The 18,214-nt window shown below is 53.9% G+C and carries 14 protein-coding genes; 8 read left to right on the forward strand and 6 right to left on the reverse strand.

Annotated elements, in window-relative coordinates:
- The first annotated feature begins 31 nt into the window (after positions 1-31).
- The 3 genes from glnE (at position 32) to D9N14_RS03275 (ending at position 5,019) form a co-directional block, all read left to right on the forward strand.
- Entirely contained in the window at positions 32-2,953 is a 2,922-nt protein-coding gene (gene glnE, locus D9N14_RS03265) for a bifunctional [glutamate--ammonia ligase]-adenylyl-L-tyrosine phosphorylase/[glutamate--ammonia-ligase] adenylyltransferase (protein WP_290576862.1), read from the forward strand.
- A 129-nt stretch (positions 2,954-3,082) separates the two neighbouring features.
- Positions 3,083-4,003: a branched-chain amino acid transaminase gene (locus D9N14_RS03270; RefSeq protein WP_290576864.1), complete on the forward strand. Its 921-nt coding sequence runs from the start codon at positions 3,083-3,085 to the stop codon at positions 4,001-4,003.
- Positions 4,004-4,098: 95 nt separating this feature from the next.
- Entirely contained in the window at positions 4,099-5,019 is a 921-nt protein-coding gene (locus D9N14_RS03275) for a mitochondrial fission ELM1 family protein (protein WP_290576866.1), read from the forward strand.
- A 6-nt stretch (positions 5,020-5,025) separates the two neighbouring features.
- Here the strand turns inward: D9N14_RS03275 and D9N14_RS03280 are convergent, their stop codons facing one another.
- The 6 genes from D9N14_RS03280 to D9N14_RS03305 all read right to left on the reverse strand — a co-directional run bounded on the left by D9N14_RS03280 (position 5,026) and on the right by D9N14_RS03305 (position 11,473).
- Positions 5,026-6,069 (reverse strand): glycosyltransferase, encoded by a 1,044-nt coding sequence (locus D9N14_RS03280; RefSeq protein WP_290576868.1) that lies wholly within the window; start codon positions 6,067-6,069, stop codon positions 5,026-5,028.
- Complete coding sequence (locus D9N14_RS03285; protein ID WP_290576870.1) at positions 6,059-7,120, reverse strand: glycosyltransferase; 1,062 nt, start codon at positions 7,118-7,120, stop codon at positions 6,059-6,061. The genes D9N14_RS03280 and D9N14_RS03285 overlap by 11 nt, the downstream gene beginning before the upstream one ends.
- A gap of 39 nt (positions 7,121-7,159) precedes the next feature.
- Complete coding sequence (locus D9N14_RS03290) at positions 7,160-7,849, reverse strand: YrbL family protein (RefSeq protein WP_290576872.1); 690 nt, start codon at positions 7,847-7,849, stop codon at positions 7,160-7,162.
- A complete protein-coding gene (locus tag D9N14_RS03295) occupies positions 7,846-8,898 on the reverse strand; it encodes a glycosyltransferase (protein WP_290576874.1) in 1,053 nt (350 codons plus the stop codon). The genes D9N14_RS03290 and D9N14_RS03295 overlap by 4 nt, the downstream gene beginning before the upstream one ends.
- A 101-nt stretch (positions 8,899-8,999) precedes the next feature.
- Positions 9,000-10,112 carry a glycosyltransferase family 4 protein gene (locus D9N14_RS03300; protein WP_290576876.1) on the reverse strand — a complete coding sequence of 371 codons (1,113 nt, stop codon included), beginning with the start codon at positions 10,110-10,112 and terminating at the stop codon, positions 9,000-9,002.
- A gap of 14 nt (positions 10,113-10,126) precedes the next feature.
- Positions 10,127-11,473 (reverse strand): UDP-glucose dehydrogenase family protein, encoded by a 1,347-nt coding sequence (locus D9N14_RS03305; protein ID WP_290576878.1) that lies wholly within the window; start codon positions 11,471-11,473, stop codon positions 10,127-10,129.
- Positions 11,474-11,682: 209 nt separating this feature from the next.
- On the opposite strand from D9N14_RS03305, the gene D9N14_RS03310 reads away from it, so the two are divergent.
- The 5 genes from D9N14_RS03310 (at position 11,683) to D9N14_RS03330 (ending at position 18,180) form a co-directional block, all read left to right on the forward strand.
- Complete coding sequence (locus tag D9N14_RS03310; RefSeq protein WP_290576880.1) at positions 11,683-12,597, forward strand: glycosyltransferase family 2 protein; 915 nt, start codon at positions 11,683-11,685, stop codon at positions 12,595-12,597.
- A 97-nt stretch (positions 12,598-12,694) separates the two neighbouring features.
- On the forward strand, positions 12,695-13,597 hold the full coding sequence (locus D9N14_RS03315) for a glycosyltransferase family 2 protein (protein WP_290576881.1): 903 nt from the start codon (positions 12,695-12,697) through the stop codon (positions 13,595-13,597).
- Positions 13,598-13,711: 114 nt separating this feature from the next.
- The gene (gene msbA, locus D9N14_RS03320; RefSeq protein WP_290576883.1) at positions 13,712-15,436 is read left to right on the forward strand and encodes a lipid A export permease/ATP-binding protein MsbA; all 1,725 of its coding nucleotides are present in this window, start codon (positions 13,712-13,714) and stop codon (positions 15,434-15,436) included.
- A gap of 158 nt (positions 15,437-15,594) precedes the next feature.
- A complete protein-coding gene (locus D9N14_RS03325; protein ID WP_290576885.1) occupies positions 15,595-16,887 on the forward strand; it encodes a glycosyltransferase family 4 protein in 1,293 nt (430 codons plus the stop codon).
- A 15-nt stretch (positions 16,888-16,902) separates the two neighbouring features.
- The gene (locus D9N14_RS03330) at positions 16,903-18,180 is read left to right on the forward strand and encodes a glycosyltransferase family 4 protein (RefSeq protein WP_290576887.1); all 1,278 of its coding nucleotides are present in this window, start codon (positions 16,903-16,905) and stop codon (positions 18,178-18,180) included.
- Positions 18,181-18,214: the final 34 nt, after the last annotated feature.

An 18,214-nucleotide genomic window follows, 5' to 3' on the forward strand; every position in this document is an offset into this window, starting at 1 on the left:
CAGGCCCTGATCCTACCCAGAGGACCCCGTCATGACACAGTTTTCCCCTGAAGGTTTTCCCGCGGTGGTGACTGCGGCCCTGCAGTTGCAGTGGGAGCGTTTGCAGAGCGCATTACAGGAGGCGGAGCTGTTGCCCTGGGCATCCCGTTGGGATGAACCGTTCCGGCAACAGTTGAAGGCCTGCCTGTTGGCCAGCGACTATGTGGCAGACCAGCTCTGTCGTCACCCCCGTTTGCTGCAGGAGCTGGTGGACAGTGGCGATCTGCAGCGCCGTTATTCTCCCCTGCAGCTGAATGACCGATTGCTGGGGCTGACCGCCTCGGTGGCCGATGAAGCCGAGCTGTCGGTTTGCCTGCGCCAATTCCGACGCCGCGAGATGGTGCGCATCATCTGGCGCGACAGCAGCGGGCTGGCGGATTATGCCGAAACCGTGGCGGACCTGAGCAATCTGGCGGACGCCTGCATCGATGCCGCCCTGGACCGGCTCTACGGCTGGATGGAGCCCCAGTTTGGCCTGCCTTATTACCCGGACAGCGACCAGCTCATGCCCATGGTGGTGCTGGGGATGGGAAAACTGGGGGCCCGGGAGCTGAACCTGTCCTCCGATATCGACCTGATGTTTGCTTATGCCCAGGAGGGACAGACCCGGGGCGGTCGCAAAGAGCTGGCCCATCGGGATTTCTTCACCCGCCTGGGGCAAAAGCTGATCAAAGCGCTGGATGAAAACACCGTGGAAGGCTTTGTGTTCCGGGTGGACATGCGCTTGCGCCCTTACGGCAGCAGCGGCGCCCTGGCCCTGAATTTCCGTGCCATGGAAAGTTACTACGAAGAGCAGGGGCGGGAATGGGAGCGCTACGCCATGATCAAGGCGCGGGCCATCGGTCGTGATCATGGCGATGGTTCGGAATTGTTGCGCCGCCTCAAGCCTTTTATCTATCGTCGCTATGTGGATTTCGGCGTCATCGAGTCCCTGCGCACCCTGAAAAAAATGATCAATCAGGAAGTGCTGCGCCGGGGCAATGAAGACAACGTCAAAACCGGTGCCGGCGGTATCCGCGAGGTGGAGTTCATTGCCCAGGTGTTCCAGTTGATTCGCGGCGGCCAGGATGTAGAGCTGCAGCAGCGCAACGTGCTGCAGGTGATGACCATCATCCGTGACCTGGGGCTGTTGCCGGCGGACATTGTGGGGGCCCTGTGCCAGGACTACCGGTTTCTGCGCAATGTGGAGCATCGTATCCAGGCGCTGCAGGATCGCCAGACCCAGGTGCTGCCCACCGATGAGCTGCCGAGATTGCGCATTGCCCTGGGCTTGGGGTTTGCGGACTGGGGCGCTTTCTACGCGGAGCTTGCGGCCGTGCGCCAGCGGGTACGCACCCATTTTGACGCCCTCATCGCCGACCCCCAGGATCAGGAAACGGTGACGGTGCTGGATCAGGCGGTGACCCTCTGGCTGACGGAACAGTCGCAGCAGGATGCAGAGCAGGACCTGCATGAGTTGGGATTCCAGCGCCCGGGAGACTGCTGGCATCTCCTCAACGAATTCAAAACCGACCGCCAGGTGGCGCACCTGCAGGCGGTCGGGCGGGAGCGCCTGGACAAGCTGATGCCCCTGGTGCTCAATGCCTGTGCCAAGCAGCAGGACCCGGACCTGACCCTGCAACGGGTGTTGGGGCTGGTGGAAGCCATCCTGCGGCGCTCGGCCTATATTGCCTTACTGGTGGAAAACCCCGGCTCCCTGGAGCGTCTGGCAGGGCTGTTCGCCGCCAGCCCCTGGGTAGCGGATACCATCGCCCGGCACCCCATGTTGCTGGATACCCTGTTGAATGAAGCTTCGCTATTGACCCCCCTGGGGGTGGACACCCTCACCAGTGAGTTGCGCCAGGTGTTGCTGCGGATACCCGAGGACGACCTGGAGCGGCAGATGGATGCCCTGCGTCAGTTCAAACACAGCCATGTGCTGCGGGTGGCGGCCTCTGAGATCGCAGGTACACTGCCTTTGATGAAAGTGAGCGATTACTTAACCTGGTTGGCGGAAACCCTGTTGCAGGCGGTTCTGGACCTGGCCTGGCGCCAGATGGTGGAGAAATACGGCCGCCCCCAGCGCCAGGATGGCTCCCCCTGCGAACAGGATTTTATCATTGTGGGGTACGGCAAGCTGGGGGGCATCGAGCTGAGCTACCGCTCGGACCTGGACCTGGTGTTCATACACGATGCCGACTCGTCTGGCGCCACCGACGGCGAAAAGAGCATCGACAACAGCGTCTTCTTTGCCCGCCTGGGGCAGCGCATCATTCACATCCTGACCAGCAAAATGGCCTCCGGTGAACTCTACGAAACGGATATGCGGCTGCGGCCTTCCGGCAATGCGGGGTTGCTGGTGAGCTCCCTCAAGGCGTTCCAGGACTATCAGCTGGAGAAAGCCTGGAACTGGGAGCACCAGGCTCTGGTGCGGGCCCGGGTGGTGGCGGGGTGTCCACAGCTCAGCGAGCGCTTTAACCAGGTGCGGGCGGCGATCCTGGCCCAGCCCCGTGACCTGCCCAAACTCAAGCAGGAAGTCATTGATATGCGGGACAAGATGCTCGCTCATCTCAGTACCTACAAGGAACGGGATCTGCGGCCGGAACGCTGCGACGCCGACAGTGAATTCAACCTGAAACAGGACCCGGGGGGCATGGTGGACATCGAGTTCCTGGCCCAGTATCTGGTGTTGCACTGGTCGGCTGAAAAGCCCGCCATGACCCGCTGGACCGACAATATGCGGATTCTGGACAGTGCCGGCGAGCAGGGGCTGTTGTCCCCGGCGGAAGTGGAGGCCCTGCAGGCCGCTTACCTGGCCTATCGCAGCCAGACCCACGCCCTGGCCCTGCAGAATACCGAAGGCCGCATCAGTGCCGCGCAATTTGTGGCAGAGCGGCGCCGGGTCCGTGAAATCTGGCATAAAACCTTCGGCTAATGTGCTATAGTTGCCGGTCCCGAACGGCCCCGTCCGCGGGGCACGGGTAGAATTCTGATTGCACAGCCAACAGCGATGCAAACGATCATGCAAACAACAACGCAAACGACAACGAAGGAGAAGTAGATCATGTCCATGGCCGACCGTGACGGTCTAATCTGGTTTGACGGAGAAATGGTTCCCTGGCGTGATGCCCGGGTACACGTGCTGACCCATACCCTGCATTACGGCATGGGTGTCTTTGAAGGTGTCCGCGCGTACGAAACCGTCAAAGGCCCTGGCATTTTCCGCTTGCAGGAACACACCGATCGCCTGTTCCGTTCCGCCCACATCATGAATATGAAAATTCCCTTCACCAAAGATGAAGTGAACGCAGCCCAGCTGGCGGCGGTGCGGGAAAACAACCTGCCCCACGCCTACCTGCGCCCCATGGTGTTCTACGGGTCAGAGGGTATGGGGCTGCGGGCCACTAACCTGAAGGTGCACATGATCGTGGCCGCCTGGGAGTGGCCTTCGTATATGACACCGGAAGCCAAGGAAGTGGGCATCAAGGTGCGGACTTCGTCCTACACCCGCCATCACGTGAACATCACCATGTGCAAAGCCAAGGCCAATGGCAATTACATCAACTCCATGCTGGCGTTGAATGAAGCCCTGTCCTGTGGCGCAGAGGAAGCCCTGCTACTGGACCCGGAAGGCTATGTGGCTGAAGGCAGTGGTGAGAACGTATTCATCGTGACCAAAGGCAAACTGTACACGCCGGAGCTGACCTCCTGCCTGGATGGCATCACCCGCGCCACCGTCATCACCCTGGCCCAGGAGCTGGGGTATGAAGTGATTGAAAAGCGCATTACCCGGGATGAAGTCTACGTGGCGGACGAAGCCTTCTTCACCGGCACCGCCGCCGAAGTGTTGCCGATCCAGCAGTTGGATGGCCGTATCATTGGCTCCGGCAAGCGTGGCCCCATCACCGAGCAACTGCAAAAGCTGTATTTCGATCACGTCATGGGTCGAACCGACAAGCATGCGGACTGGATCAGTCTGGTATAAGATTGAGCCGGATCTGATGTCCTTTCGAAACCGCAGGAATCGTTTCCTGCGGTTTTATTTTGTCTTCGGAAATTCAGCCAACAGGCAGATGCAGCATGAGTCACTCTGAGCCCAGGATATTGTGGGTGGTCACCGATGAGAAACCCGGTCATCGCAGCCAACAGGAAGGGTTGGTGGAACGGCTGCAGGCCCTGGCGCCGTTCGAAGTGTATTGGCTTAATATCGAAACTTTGCAGGTCAGCCTGCTGGATGCGTTGCTGCGGCGACCGGTGCAGCCGGACCTGCCGCCACCGGACTGGATTCTGGGGGCTGGCGCCGGCACCCACAGCCTGATCCTGAAGCTCAAATACCGCTTTCATGCCAAGGCTATCCTGTTGATGCGGGGGGCGTTTCCCATGGCTTTGTTCGACGCCAATATCACCCCGCTGCATGACAATCCACCCCAGCGCAGCAACGTGTTGGCCACCACCGGTGTTATGAATCCGGTGGCGCCTCGTTACGAAGGCCGTGATCAGGCCACAGGCACCTTTCTGATCGGCGGGGTCAATGACCATTTCCAATGGGTCGATGCCGAGATCATCGACCAGGTGGAAGCCATCTGCCGGCAACAGCCGCAGGTACACTGGACCTTGACGGATTCGCGCCGTTCCCCGGACACCTTTCTGCCGGCGCTGGCGGCCCGATCCATTCCCAATCTGTCCCTGATCTCCCATCGGGATACCCAGCGTGGCTTCATCAAGCAGCAATTGGACAATACCGGCCAGTTGTGGGTGACCCGCGACAGCGTGTCCATGGTGTATGAGTGCATCACCTCAGGTGCCCCCACCGGCCTTCTCGCCATGAAGCCCCTGCGCCAGTCGCGGGTGGTGAAAGACATGGGCAAGCTGCTGCAGGAAGGCTGGCTGCAGGATTACACTCAATGGGACCTGTCGCAGCCGCTGCCGGAAACGGCAAACCGCCTCTGGGAAGCGGACCGTGGGGCCCGCTGGTTGCTGGAATTTCTCGGCCGGGATTGACCGGATTCAGCGCCGGATGCGGGCGTATAGCTCCACGTACTCCTGCACTATGTGTGCTTTGCAATACCCCTCGGCATAGACCCGACTGCCACCTTCAATCAAGGTGTGTTTCAAATCCGGGCTGGCCAGCACCCGTTGTATGGCTTTGGCCAGGGCATCGGCATCGTCGATGGGGGTGAGCAGGCCACTGATGCCATCGCTGATGGCTTCGCCGGGGCCCTGGGAGTTGGTGGCGATGATGGGGCAGCGGTGGGCCCAGGATTCCATGACGATGGAGCCCAAGCCTTCGTGCCGGGACGGGCATACAAACAGATCCACGCTGGCCATTAAGGTGGTGACGTCGTTGCGCCAACCCAGGAACCGTACCCGCTCCTGCAGGCCCAGCTGTGCACACAGCTTTTTGAGGGCGGCTTCTTCCGGACCGGAGCCCGCCAGCCAAAGGGTGGTGTCTGGCAACTGCACCAGGCTGTGCAGCAGCACATCAAACCCTTTGTTCTCATGCAGGCGCCCGGCGGCCAGAATCAGGGGGCGATCCGGCGGGGTGTTGAAACTGTCCCGAGGCAGCGGGGTGACCGGCGTTTCATCGGCAAAGTTGGGAATGTACACCACCCGATCTTTGGGAAAACCACCATCCACCATATGCTGGCAGATGCCGCGACTGATGCCCACCCAATAGTCGGCGTGAGCGTAGTATTTCAGTTTGTAGTAATGCCCGAGCCGATTCACCAGCACGTATTTGGGGGAGGCGGGGGTGGTGCTGCTGGCCCGGCTCATCCAGGTCATCACAATCTCCGGCTCGAACGCCTGTAGCGCGCGCACGTATTGCCACTTGCCCAGCAGGTCGAGCTTGCCACCGAAACGAAATCCTTCCGCTTCCACCCCGTTGCTGCGCAGCGCGTCCAGGCGATGGGCATGGCCGCGGATAAAGGCCTTCTCCTGCAGCTCGCTGCGTTCGTTCAGCCCGCTCACCAGGCGCACAAAAAAATTCTCTGCGCCACCCTGTTCAGCGCCGGCCAGTACTTGGGCCACGCGGATGGGATCAGTTGCCATGCTGTCGCTCGCCTTTCAGTTTCTCGTTTATGAGTTGTTCGAACAGGGCGCGGTATTGACCGATGATGACATCCATGGAAAATTCCGCCTCGAATTTCCTGCGCCCTCCCTGCACCAGCCGCTGGGCCAGTTCCGGGTCCTGAATGATGCGGTTGACCTGTTCAGCGCAGGCGTCCACATCGTCCACGGCGAACAGCAGGCCGTTTTCTTCGTGCTGCACCAACCAGGAGGGGCCCTGGCTGGCGGCGGCCACCAGGGGCGTGGCGGTGGCCCAGGCCTCCAGCACCACATTGCCCAGTGGTTCAAAGCGGGAGGGGAACACGCAGATGTCCGCCCGCTGAAACAGGTTGAACACATCTTTGCGCAGCCCCAGCAGCTTGACCCGGTCGGCGACGTTCAGCTCGTTGGCCAGGGTCTGCAAAGGCTCCTGAAGCTCCCCATCACCGGCGATCAAGAGTGTGGCGTTTGCAATCTTCGGCATGGCCTTGATCAGGATGTCATGGGCTTTCTTTTTATGCAGGCGGCCCAGTGCCAGCAGTACAGTGTGGTCAGCGGGAATGTCCGGTAACGGCTGCGGGATCTGCAGGGAGTCCGGCAACTCGCCGAAATTGGAAATCATGGAAACGTGATCGGCAGACCAGCCGTTATCCGTGACATGGCGCACCAGGTCGGGGGTGTTCACGATCAGGTGCTGGCATTTCCGGTAGTTGTTGATGTCGTAGTATCCCCCCAGTCGACCCACCACCACCGCCGATGTGGGGGGGCATTTTTTTGAGGCGCGATTGACCCAGGTGACGATCAGGTCCGGTTTGAATTCCCGCACAGCTTTGTGCAGTGTGAAATCGTACAGCAGTGGGCGGCTGATGAGGCCCATGGGCACCGCGGTGTATTGTACCCCGGCGCTGTTCAGGCGGGCTTCACGGCTGGGCAGCGCTTCAATCACCAGGTGCTGTTCGATGCCGTCCTGCTGGGCGAACGCGGCCGCCACCTTTTCAAAATAGGTCTCAGCGCCGGCTTCCGCCTGAGATAGTAAGATTTGCATTAAGCGCATGGTTTATCCGTTAGCCCTGGTCATTTCTGTGTGTTGCCGTTATTGCTGTGATCCGTCGTGGATCAGCTTTCCCACCTCGCTCGGCTGTTTGCCGGCTTTCAACTCGGTGAGGAAGGTGTCGATCCGCTGGTGAAATTGACGGGTTTTCTGCCGGTAACGCTTGCGTTGCCACGAAAGGGGTAACCAATGCCCGGGAATCAGGGTGGAGTCGCCCAAGCCGTCGATCATCACCAGTCGCGAGGCCCGGTCATTTGCGTCACACTGTACCACCACATTATGGGTGAGCAGTTGTCGGGATGGAATGCAATGCCATTCCCAAAACGCACAGAAGGTATCAATCGCGGTGTTGAGGTCATCGCTCAACCCGGTCTCGGCCAGCTGCTGTTTTAACGAGTAGGCAATCCTGCCATTATCATTGCGCACCAGCTCTGACACCAGGCCCGGTCCAAGGTCGGTGTCCACAAAACCATAACAGTGGCTGACGTGCTGGTACAGTACCTCTCCATAGCGCCGGTGCAGCGCCTGCATAACCCGATGCTCCTCCTGATTGTCGTCGAAACTGGCCAGCGGCCGCAGGTTTTTCGGAAAGCCTTTGGCGCGGCGCAAATCCTCCAGGGTGAAATCCGGTCGCCGCACTTTGATACAGCGAGCAGGATCCTCCGGATGTACAAAGCACAAGCGGTTACCGCCCTTGGCAAAGGGTTGGCAGGTGCTTAGTGGCAACGTCATTTCATGGAGCCATCCAGGTTAATGTCGTGGGCCCAGACGTAATCATGACTGAACGGGATCTGCAGGGCGGCCTCCAGAATGTACTGCGCGTATAACCTGGAATTCATTTCGGTGTGGAAGAAGTGTCTGGCGCAGGCAGCCCAGGCCTGGCGCTTGGCATCGTCATGATGAAACTCGCGGATCTTGCGCAGCAGGTCATCCTCGTCATTGAAATACACCGCGCTTTCGGGGGGGAGCAATTCATCGAAGCGAGGTTTGGCGCTGGTGAACTGTAGAATGCCGTTGCCGGCCAATTGCGCCATGCGGGCGGAGGAATACCAGTAATCCCCTTCCTGACGATTCAGGTTCAGGCCCATTTTGGTGTTGGCCAGTGCCCGGTCGTAGTCCCGCCCCCACACCGGCGCTTCCCCAAAACTGCCAAAGGTTTTGAAGTTCATTTCATCCGCCAGCGCTTCTTTAAAGCGCTTGATCATCTCCAGGCGCTGGGTGAAGTCGTTGCTGTTGCTGCAGAACAGTAAATCAATGGGCAGATCCGTGCGCTGGGAATTATCCAGCGTCTCGATGGCGGCATCCACCGGATTGGGCATGTGGTAGACGCGGGCCCCGATGCCTTCAAAGATTTTCAATTCGCGGCGGCCGGTGGACACAAAAATGGCGTCCACCACGCTGGCCCGATGCTTGATGCGCTCCACGTTGCTGGGCACGAACAGAGGATCGTTGTTGCAGTGAATGACGCCGCATGCGGGCAAGCGACGTTTGATGGTCGTCAGCGTGTCATTGCTGATCATATCGCAGTGGCCGGCGATCACCAGGTCCGGTTCGAAGGCCTCCACCGTTTCCAGCAGGCGTTTATTGGCGCTTTTTACCCCCAGGTCGCGAATCCCGAAGGGGGCTTCAAAGGCGGCCACATCGCGGTCACTGAAGCCCTGGGTGTAGTGGTCATTCTTGATCAGCCCAAAGGTCAGTTTCTGTGCCCAGCTTACCCGGGTTTTGCCGTAGCGGCGCAATTGCTGGTAAGCGATGTGCAATACCCTTTTGGGTTGCGGCATAACGGGGTTCCTCGGAGCTAAGGGCAGTGGGATAAAGTGTGCGGGATTATAACAGTGCTGCGGGCAGGGGATAACCCTTGGTTGACCTGGCTTGAGGCTGGCTAAGGGTGGTGGGCCTTTTCCTCCAGCAGCCGGTAGTACACGCCGAGGGTGCCCTGTACCTGCTGCTCCAGATAGAAGGCTGCAGGCAGGCTGATGCTGTGCTGTTCGTGCAGCAGCTCACTGACCCGTTGGCTGAAGGCGGCAATGTCGTCGGCGGGCACCAGGCCCCGTGGGAAACCGGCGTTCAGGGATTCACTGGCGCCGCCCCGGTCGTAGGCCACCACCGGACAGCCGCAGGCCAGGGCTTCCGGCACGGTGCGACCGAAGGGCTCGGCCTTGTTGGACATATGGCAGGTCACCGCCGCCAGACCATAAAACGCTTGGATGTCCGCACGGTGCCCCACGAAGGTAATGTGTTCGGTCAGCCCCAGGTCATCCCGTTGCTTGAGCAGCTCGTCAAGATAGTGTTCTTTGTTGGGCTCGGCGGCCCCCACCACCACGCCGTGGGCCTCTGGCTCCAGTCGGATCAACTGTGCCATCATCGCCAGAAACGCTTCCTGCCCCTTCCAGCGGGACAGCCTGCCCGGCATCAGGATGATGCGTTTGCCTTCCAGCTGAGGGTATTCGCTGTAGAGTTGGGTTCGCCATTGCACTGTGCAGGCATCGGTATTGAACGCAGACGGGTCCAGCCCCCGATAGATACGGGTGATTTTGGCCGGGTCCACGGGGTAGTTGTCCAGGATATAACGGTGTACGCAATCGGAAATGGCGATGAGTTTCTCCCCCCTCGCCATGATGGCGCTGTAGGGCGTGACGGAGTACATGCCATGGAAGGTACTGACCAGCCCGGGACGGGTCGCTTGTGGCATCCGGCGCCAGGCCAGCCACACGATCCAGGCGGGAACCCGGGAGCGCACATGGACAATATCCGGCTTCAGCTCCGCCAGCAGCCGGCGCATGGGGCGAACCTGCAGCAGCGAGGCCAGGGATTTGCGGTGCACCGGCATCTGGATGTGCTCAGTACCACCGGCGATCAGTTGTTGCACCATGCCACCACCACTGGAGATCACAATGGAGCGGTGACCCAGGGCGGCGATCTCGCGGGCAAATTCCACCGTGCCCCGTTCTACGCCGCCGGAGTTGAGGGCGGGTAGAACCTGGACGATGGTCAATCTGGAGGGGGTGTTCACTGCACGGGAGAGGCGATGGAATCTCCACGCGCAACCGCGTAGTACAGGAATCCGGCGGCCTTGGCGTCATCGGGATTGTACAAATTTCGACCATCCACAATGATGCTGAAGTTGAGTTGTTCCTTGAGCCACTTGAAGTCCACCGTACGGAAGGCTTTCCACTCGGTGCAGATGACCAGAGCGTCAGCGCCTTTCACGGCTTCATTACGGGTGCCGCAGAACATCAGGTCTTCACGATTGCCGTAAATGCGCTGGCATTCTTCCATGGCCTCAGGGTCATAGGCTTTCACCTTGGCGCCGGCGGCCCACAGGGATTCCATCAGCGTACGACTGGGGGCCTCCCGCATGTCATCGGTGTTGGGTTTGAAGGACAGGCCCCAGACGGCAATGGTTTTGCCGGCCAGGTCACCGTCGAATGCCTTGTTGATCTTGGCGAACAGGGTTTCCTTTTGCCGCAGATTGACGTTTTCCACCGCCAGCAGCAATTCGGGATGGTAGCCGATGGTTTTCGCGGTGCGTGCCAGGGCCTGCACATCCTTGGGGAAACAGGAGCCGCCGTAGCCGGCGCCGGGATAGATAAAGTGATAACCGATGCGGGGATCTGAGCCGATGCCTTCCCGCACATGCTCGATATCCACACCCAGGCGTTCCGCCAACTGGGACATCTCGTTCATAAAGCTGATCTTGGTGGCCAGCATGGCATTGGCAGCGTACTTGGTGAATTCTGCTGCCCGTACGTCCATGAACATCAATTTGTCATGATTCCGCATGTAGGGGGAGTAGCACTCACGCATCAGGTCGCGAACCTGATCTGAATCGGTGCCGACGATGATGCGGGCGCCTTTGGTGAAGTCTTCCAGGGCGCTGCCTTCCTTGAGGAATTCCGGATTGGAGCAGACATCAAAATCCAGCTGAGTGCCCCGCTTCTCCAGTTCCTGGGCAATGGCCGCCTGTACCTTCTCGGCTGTGCCCACGGGGACCGTGGATTTGTCGATCACCACCTTGTAATCTGACATGTGCTGACCGATGGTCCGCGCCACTGCGACCACGTATTGCAGATCCGCCGCGCCATCTTCGTCCGGTGGCGTGCCCACCGCGATGAACTGCAGCACGCCGTGAGCAACGCCTTCTTCGGCGGAAGTGGTGAAATTGAGGGTGCCCTCTGCCACGCATCGCTTGACCACGTCTTCGATCCCGGGCTCATAGATCGGAATAACACCTTGTTTTAGCTTGTCTATTTTGGCTGGGTCAATATCAACACAGACCACTTCGTGGCCCACATCTGCCAAACATGCACCGGTAACAAGTCCTACATAACCGGTTCCGAATACGGTGATTTTCATTTGGTCAAATACCTTTTCTACAATTGAGTGGCCTAAGCAAAGGTCTTAATTGTAAGCTGAAATTAGTGATTTTAAGTAGCTTGCTAGTTGATTAAGCGTATTAATAACGAAAATCTATTTTGTATGTATCAAAACCATGAGAATTTCTATTGTAGGGTCCTGTGATGTAGAATCCTTCCGCCTTTTTCAGCCTTGGATTATTAGATAGCATGTCGGATATCAATATTTGTGTTTGCACATTCCAGCGTGTCGCTTTGTTAGCGCAGTGTTTAAATAGCTTAACCGAGATGCGCTTGCCCGAAAATACCACTGTTACAGTCACAGTGGTTGATAATGATGTCAACGGCTCCGCTAAGTCAACAGTTGAAAGATTGTTCTCTAAGTTTCCGCTCGCTCTACATTACAAAATTGAGCCCAAGAGAGGAATCCCTTGTGCCCGAAACAGCGCCATTGTTGAAACTTTGAGAATGGGTAGCGACTATCTGATTTTCATCGATGATGATGAATGGGTTGAGCGTGACTGGCTTGTCAGTCTTCTTGATTACAGCCGTTCGCTGGGAGGGGGCGTTGTTGTTCACGGGAGGGTTATTTCCGAGCTTCCTGTGGGTCTCCCACCAGAAATTTCAGGGCTATTTGGAAAGAAGGCTCGACCTACGGGGCTGAAGCTGAGCGCTTGTGCTACAGATAACGTTTTGATCCCGGCGATCGTATACCGAGATTTGGGGCTGAAGTTTGATGAAACTTATCCTTTAGCCGGGGGGACGGACACCAAGTACTTTGTAGAAGCGGTTTCAAGAGGAATCGAGATATATCAGTGCGCAGAGGCTGTAGTGCATGAACATATACCTCAGAGTAGAACCTCTTTACGATGGTTGGCTAAAAGAAAGTATAGGGCGGGGATTACAGATGCGTGGCGCAAGAAAAAGATGGGCGCAAATAACCTGCGAATTTTGCTGAGTAGTCTACTGAAAATTATCTTAGCACTTTTGAAACTGGTCGTGTGTGCGATCCTAGGAAGAAAGTTAAATAGGAACCAAGCATGGTTAAAGTTGAGCAAGTCAGTAGGCCAGATAGCTGGGTTGTTTGGGCGCAGTATTGATAGCTATAGAACCGTGGATAGCTGAACAATTGGTGGGGATAGAATGTGCTGAGCGAACGATAGGTTTAGGATTTGTGTTCGAAAAGCACTTTTTTTGAAGTTGTGTCGCTAATGGGTTGCTTATGGGAATTTTTGAGAGAAGAAAGAAACGTAGAAAAGCTAAGGCAGAAAAAGTGGAATCTCTGCGTTTGCGTAGGGCGCTTGTCTCTTTGATGTATCAAGACTTTGCGCTGAATCGTACTGCTTCAGGGGTTTGTGCAGAAAGGGCTGTTCCCTTGATCGTTTCGTTGACCAGTTTTTCCAAAAGAATTAACCAGGTCCATTTGGCTATCGAAAGTATATTCCAGCAATCACTGAAGCCGAACAAGGTTGTTCTGTGGCTTTCTGAGGATGAATTCAGCTCACGAGACATACCCGAGATTTTGCGCTCACAAATTGGTCGAGGGTTGGAGGTTAGGTTCTGTGAGAAGGATTTGGGTCCCTACACTAAATTTTACTATGCATTAAAAGAATATCCGGATGCATTGATTCTTACGGTTGATGATGATGTTTTGTATCCCCCCGATATGATTGATCAGTTATATCGAGCCTATATGAAGTCACCCGAAGTTATTCATTGCCATAGAGCTCATATGATGAAGGTTAATAAGGCGGGAGGGTTGCATCCTTACAATGAGTGGGAATTTTGTGTTGCAGGTACAAGCTTGGGAGAATGTGTTTTTCCGACGGGGGTTGGTGGGGTTCTGTATTTTCCTGGTTGTTTTGATGAGGAAGTTCTAAATAAGGATGCGTTTTTAGAGCTTGCTCCTAAGGCGGACGATGTTTGGTTGAAAGCAATGAGTCTAAAAAAAGGCACCTTGTCTCAAGTTGTGCCTGATGAGAGAGAGTGGGAAGAGAGGTTTCTGTTTATAGAGGGCTCGCAGAAAATTGGGTTAAAATATGGAAACATGAAAGGCAAGTCTACGGGTAATGACGAGAAGTTAAGAGCAGTGTTTGATGCTTATGACTTGTGGGGAAGATTGTAGGTAGCATGAATGGTATGTCATAAAAACCCTATGTTGAGAGTTATTAAATAAAGTGGCGCGTGAACTTCTTTGTCGTTGGGAATGCCGCACTTTTTTAATGGGATATTGGTCTATATGTTGGAAAGTCTAAGCGTCTATTTTCGGTTGCTCAGGTTCGTAAGGCCTTATTTGTGGCACTTTGCAGTAAGTGTTGTGGGATTTCTGTTGTTTGCAGCATCTCAACCATTATTGGCTAAGATGATGGAGCTGATTATTGGGGCGATTGAAGGCAAGAATACCGAAGATCGGTACTTGTTGCCTCTCGCAGCAGTGGGGATATTCTTTATTCGGGGGGTGGGAACATTCATTGGGGTTTACTTCAATGATTTTGTTGCAGCTAGCGTAATTCGGGATATTAGGAAGCAGTTGTTTTGCCAGTTGACATTGCTTCCTGCGCAATTTTATGACGACAATCCTCAAGGGGAGCTGCTACACAGGCTTGGAAGTGGAGTTGGGCAAATTCAGGCAGCAATTACTACTGCTCTCAAAGTTGTGATTCGAGAAGGATTTACGGTTTTGTTTTTGTTGGCATACGTGTTCTATTTGAACTGGGAATTGTCGCTTGTCTTTCTCTTGGTTGCTCCTGTTCTCGCTTTTATTGTCTCGTATGTGACGAAACGATTTAAGAAAATCGCGAGGAAAAACGAGAAAGTCCTGGCTAAAGTAATGCAGGTTTCGAAGGAGATGATCGGAAACTATGGGATAGTGAGGGGTTTTGGAGCAGAGGATTATGAGATTTCTCGCTACGGCGGGGCTCTTGACCAGGCATTTTCTATGCAGATGAAGATTCGGAAGCTGTCAGCGTTATTTTCACCTCTGTCTCAACTTATGATTTCAATTGCCATGGCGGTAATAATCGTTTTGTTGTTGAGTCCCGCTGTTTTGGAGTCGGGAACTACAGGTGAGCTTGTAGGTTATTTGACTGCAATCGCTCTCATCCCAAAGCCACTCAGGCAGTTGAGTGGAGTTGGCATGATGATTCAGCGAGGAATCATCGGCGCAGAGATCATTTTTTCCCTACTGGACGAAGAAGCCGAGAAAGACGACGGTCCATTGGAACTTGACACGGTTGAGGGTGCTATTCGGGTAAATGAACTGTCATTCAGCTATCCGGGGAGTGAAAACTCTGTGTTGAAAGGGATAACATTTGGCGTGGCTCCCGGAGAAATGGTGGCGCTAGTCGGGCGTTCAGGAGGAGGGAAAAGTACAATAGTATCTCTATTGTCACGTGCTTATGAGGTACCTGATGGCAAGATCTATATAGATGATCACGATATTAACCAATTTAAGTTGAAAAACCTTAGATCGCACATTGCGATTGTCAGTCAAAACATAGCATTGTTTCATGACAGTATTCGGAACAATGTTGCCTATGGTGACCAAAGTGTCAGCGATGAGCTTGTTTTGCAGGCGCTTAGGAGAGCGCATGCTCTAGAGTTCGTTGATCAGTTGCCAGAGGGGATGCACACCCTTGTTGGTGATAATGGTTTGAAGCTATCCGGTGGCCAAAGGCAAAGAATCTCAATTGCCAGAGCGTTTCTAAAGAATGCGCCTATTTTGATCTTGGATGAGGCCACATCTGCCCTGGACAACGAGTCTGAAACCATCGTTACGCAGGCGATAGAGGAGTTGGCTAGCACAAGAACCACTTTGGTGATTGCGCACAGGCTTTCAACCATAAAGCGCGCCGATAGGCTGATTGTGATGGATGCGGGGAAAATAGTCGAAAGTGGGACGCATGACCAGCTAATACAAATGGGGGGGTACTATTCGGGGTTGTATAAATCTGAGTATAAATAATGGGCTCTCCAGTTTCGGATTCTGAATTGATATTGTTCTTTATTTGGTTGTGTAAATGTATGGTGATTTTCGGTTTGGAATGGTCAACTTTACTTTGGAGTGTTTGGCCTGTGAATAATGCGCTGCTCTTTTTGGCGCGGTCCATATGTGGAGTGTGAATGGATTTTTACTTTGATGCTGATATTTTTTTGGGAAGAAAAGCGGGGATCTATCGTTATTCCAAGGAAATCGCGGCGCGCTTTTATAGTGATCCGGATGTTAACTGTAGGTTCGTCTCCAGTTCGGCTCTTGGCGGAGAAGCGTTTTCAGAGGTGTTGAACGATTTGTTCGGTGAGCGTGCATGCCTTTACGAAATGTACTGCTCAAAAAATGGTGAGAGAATAGAGCGTAGAGCAAGGCTTGCTTTTAGAATGGCTAAAGCTCGTTATGAAGCAGAGCCTTCGTTCGTGAGGAAAATGGATAGAGAGTATCGTCGACTAAAATATGAGAGCGAAAATAGTAAACTAGTGCGGTCAGGCGCTCATTTTTTGTTTGGCGGTAAGCAGCCCGTTGTTTTCTCACCTCTAAGGGCCTTGGCGCCAGAGTATTTCAGTTCGCCAGATCCCGTATTTAAGGTTCAGGTCGTTCATGATTTGATACCGGTATTGCACAGAGATTTTTGTGGTCGCACTCGGACATTTGATGAGGCGTATCAAGTGTTGGGTCAGCTTGATATGGTGGTCACAGACTCGGAGTCTACTCGAAGAGATTTGCTGAGAATGAGGCCTGACTTAACTCAGGAAAAAGTAATCGCAATCCCTTTGGCCGCAAGCAATCACTTCGCGCCTGTTACTGATTTGAATAAAATAAGCGCGGTGAGAGAGAAGTATGGAATTCCGGCAGGATCTGATTATATTTTTGCAGTCAGCACGCTCGAGCCAAGGAAGAATCAACTTAGGCTCATAGAGGCTTGGTCCGATATTGTACATACTCTGAGTATCAAAGACCCGAAATTGGTTATAGCGGGTTCAAGGGGGTGGGGGGACGGGTACTTGGAAAGCCTCGATAGGTGTGATGAGATTAACAAGTCGGTACTATTTACAGGTTTTGTTGAGGACGAGGATTTACCAGCTTTGTATAGTGGCAGCGTGCTGACCGCCTACCCATCACTGTATGAAGGTTTTGGTTTGCCGGTTCTTGAGTCGATTAGCTGTGGAAAATTCTGTGTTACGTCTAATGTCTCTTCAATCCCCGAAATTACTGGCGATGATTACCCTTTAGTCAACCCCGAATCCGTCAAAGAGATAAGCGATCTAATAAGCAAAGGTGTTAATGATGGTGAATTTAGGCGTCGTATGGAGCAAAAGGGCCTTATGAGAGCTGAAAAATTCGATTGGGATAAGACGTATGAAAGAACTAAAGCTGCCATCCAGATTGGCTTATCAAGATCTTTCGGTTCGCGAATGAAATAATTTGGGTGTTTTCTAATGAATTTTTACTTCGATGCGGACATATTTCGAGGAAAGAAGGCCGGAATATATCGTTATTCTCACGAAATGGCGGTCAGGTTTTTGGCTGACCCTGAAGTTGATTGTCATTTTCTTTCTGGTTCGGGGCTTACTAAAAAGAAGTTCGTTAAGGCGTTTTCAGAAGTGTTTGATGGACGTGTAAGCCTTTACGAGTCATATGTGTTGGGGAATGGAATGTGTGTGGGTCGTGCTGCACGAGACCTCTATGATGGAGCGCGAGAGAGTTACAAGCAAGACCCTAGTATCAAAAATAAACTCAAGCGGGAGTACTATAGGCTTAGGTCGAGTGCTGAAAATAGAAGATTGAATAGGCTGGGCGCTAGTTTTCACTTGTCTGGTAGAAACCCAATCGTGTTTTCCCCTCATAATGCGTTGTCGGATGGTTTTTTTGCTCTCAAGTCTCCCGCGTTCAAGGTTCAGGTTGTTTATGATCTGATTCCGGTTTTATTCAGAACATACTTTGATGATACTTCTGTTTTTGATCGTGTGTACGAGAATTTGAACAGGGTCGATCTGATAGTGACTATTTCAGATTCAACCCGGGCAGATTTAGTTAAGTTGAGGCCAGATCTAGATCCGGGGAAGATTGTATCAATACCATTAGCAGCAAGTGAGCATTTTGTGCCGGAGGTGGATGCAGCCAAGATCCAGAAAGTTAAGAAAAAGTACGGCATACCAATTGACGCTGATTATGTGTTCTCAGTAAGCACTGTTGAGCCAAGAAAGAACCAGCTTCGTTTGGTTGAAGCTTGGACCAAAATTAAGTCTAGCGTGAATATGAGAAATCCTAAATTAGTCATTGCTGGTGGTAAAGGATGGGGGAAAGACTATCTTGATCGTCTGGCTAATCATGATCAAGTGGATAAGACTGTGATTTTCACGGGTTATGTTGATGATGAGGATCTGCCTGTGTTGTATAGCGGAAGTATTCTTACAGCATATCCTTCCCTATATGAGGGATTTGGCATACCTGTTTTAGAATCGATGGGATGTGGCCGCTTCTGCGTCACTTCAAATGTATCGTCAATTCCTGAAATAGTCGGGCCTGACTATCCAACGGTAAATCCAGAATCTGTTTCTGAAATTGCAGAACTATTGCTAAGCGCAATAAATGACGGAGAGTTTAGAGAGCGTATGGAGCAACTCGGTTTCGATCGCGCAAAGCTTTTCACCTGGGACAAAGTTTACCGTGAGACAAAGGCGGCAGTGCAAGCATCCGCATCCAACTATTTTTAGTTATCTATATACTTTTCTAATTTGAAGCCTGTGA

The sequence above is a fragment of the Ketobacter sp. genome, assembly GCF_003671495.1.
Lineage (GTDB): Bacteria > Pseudomonadota > Gammaproteobacteria > Pseudomonadales > Ketobacteraceae > Ketobacter.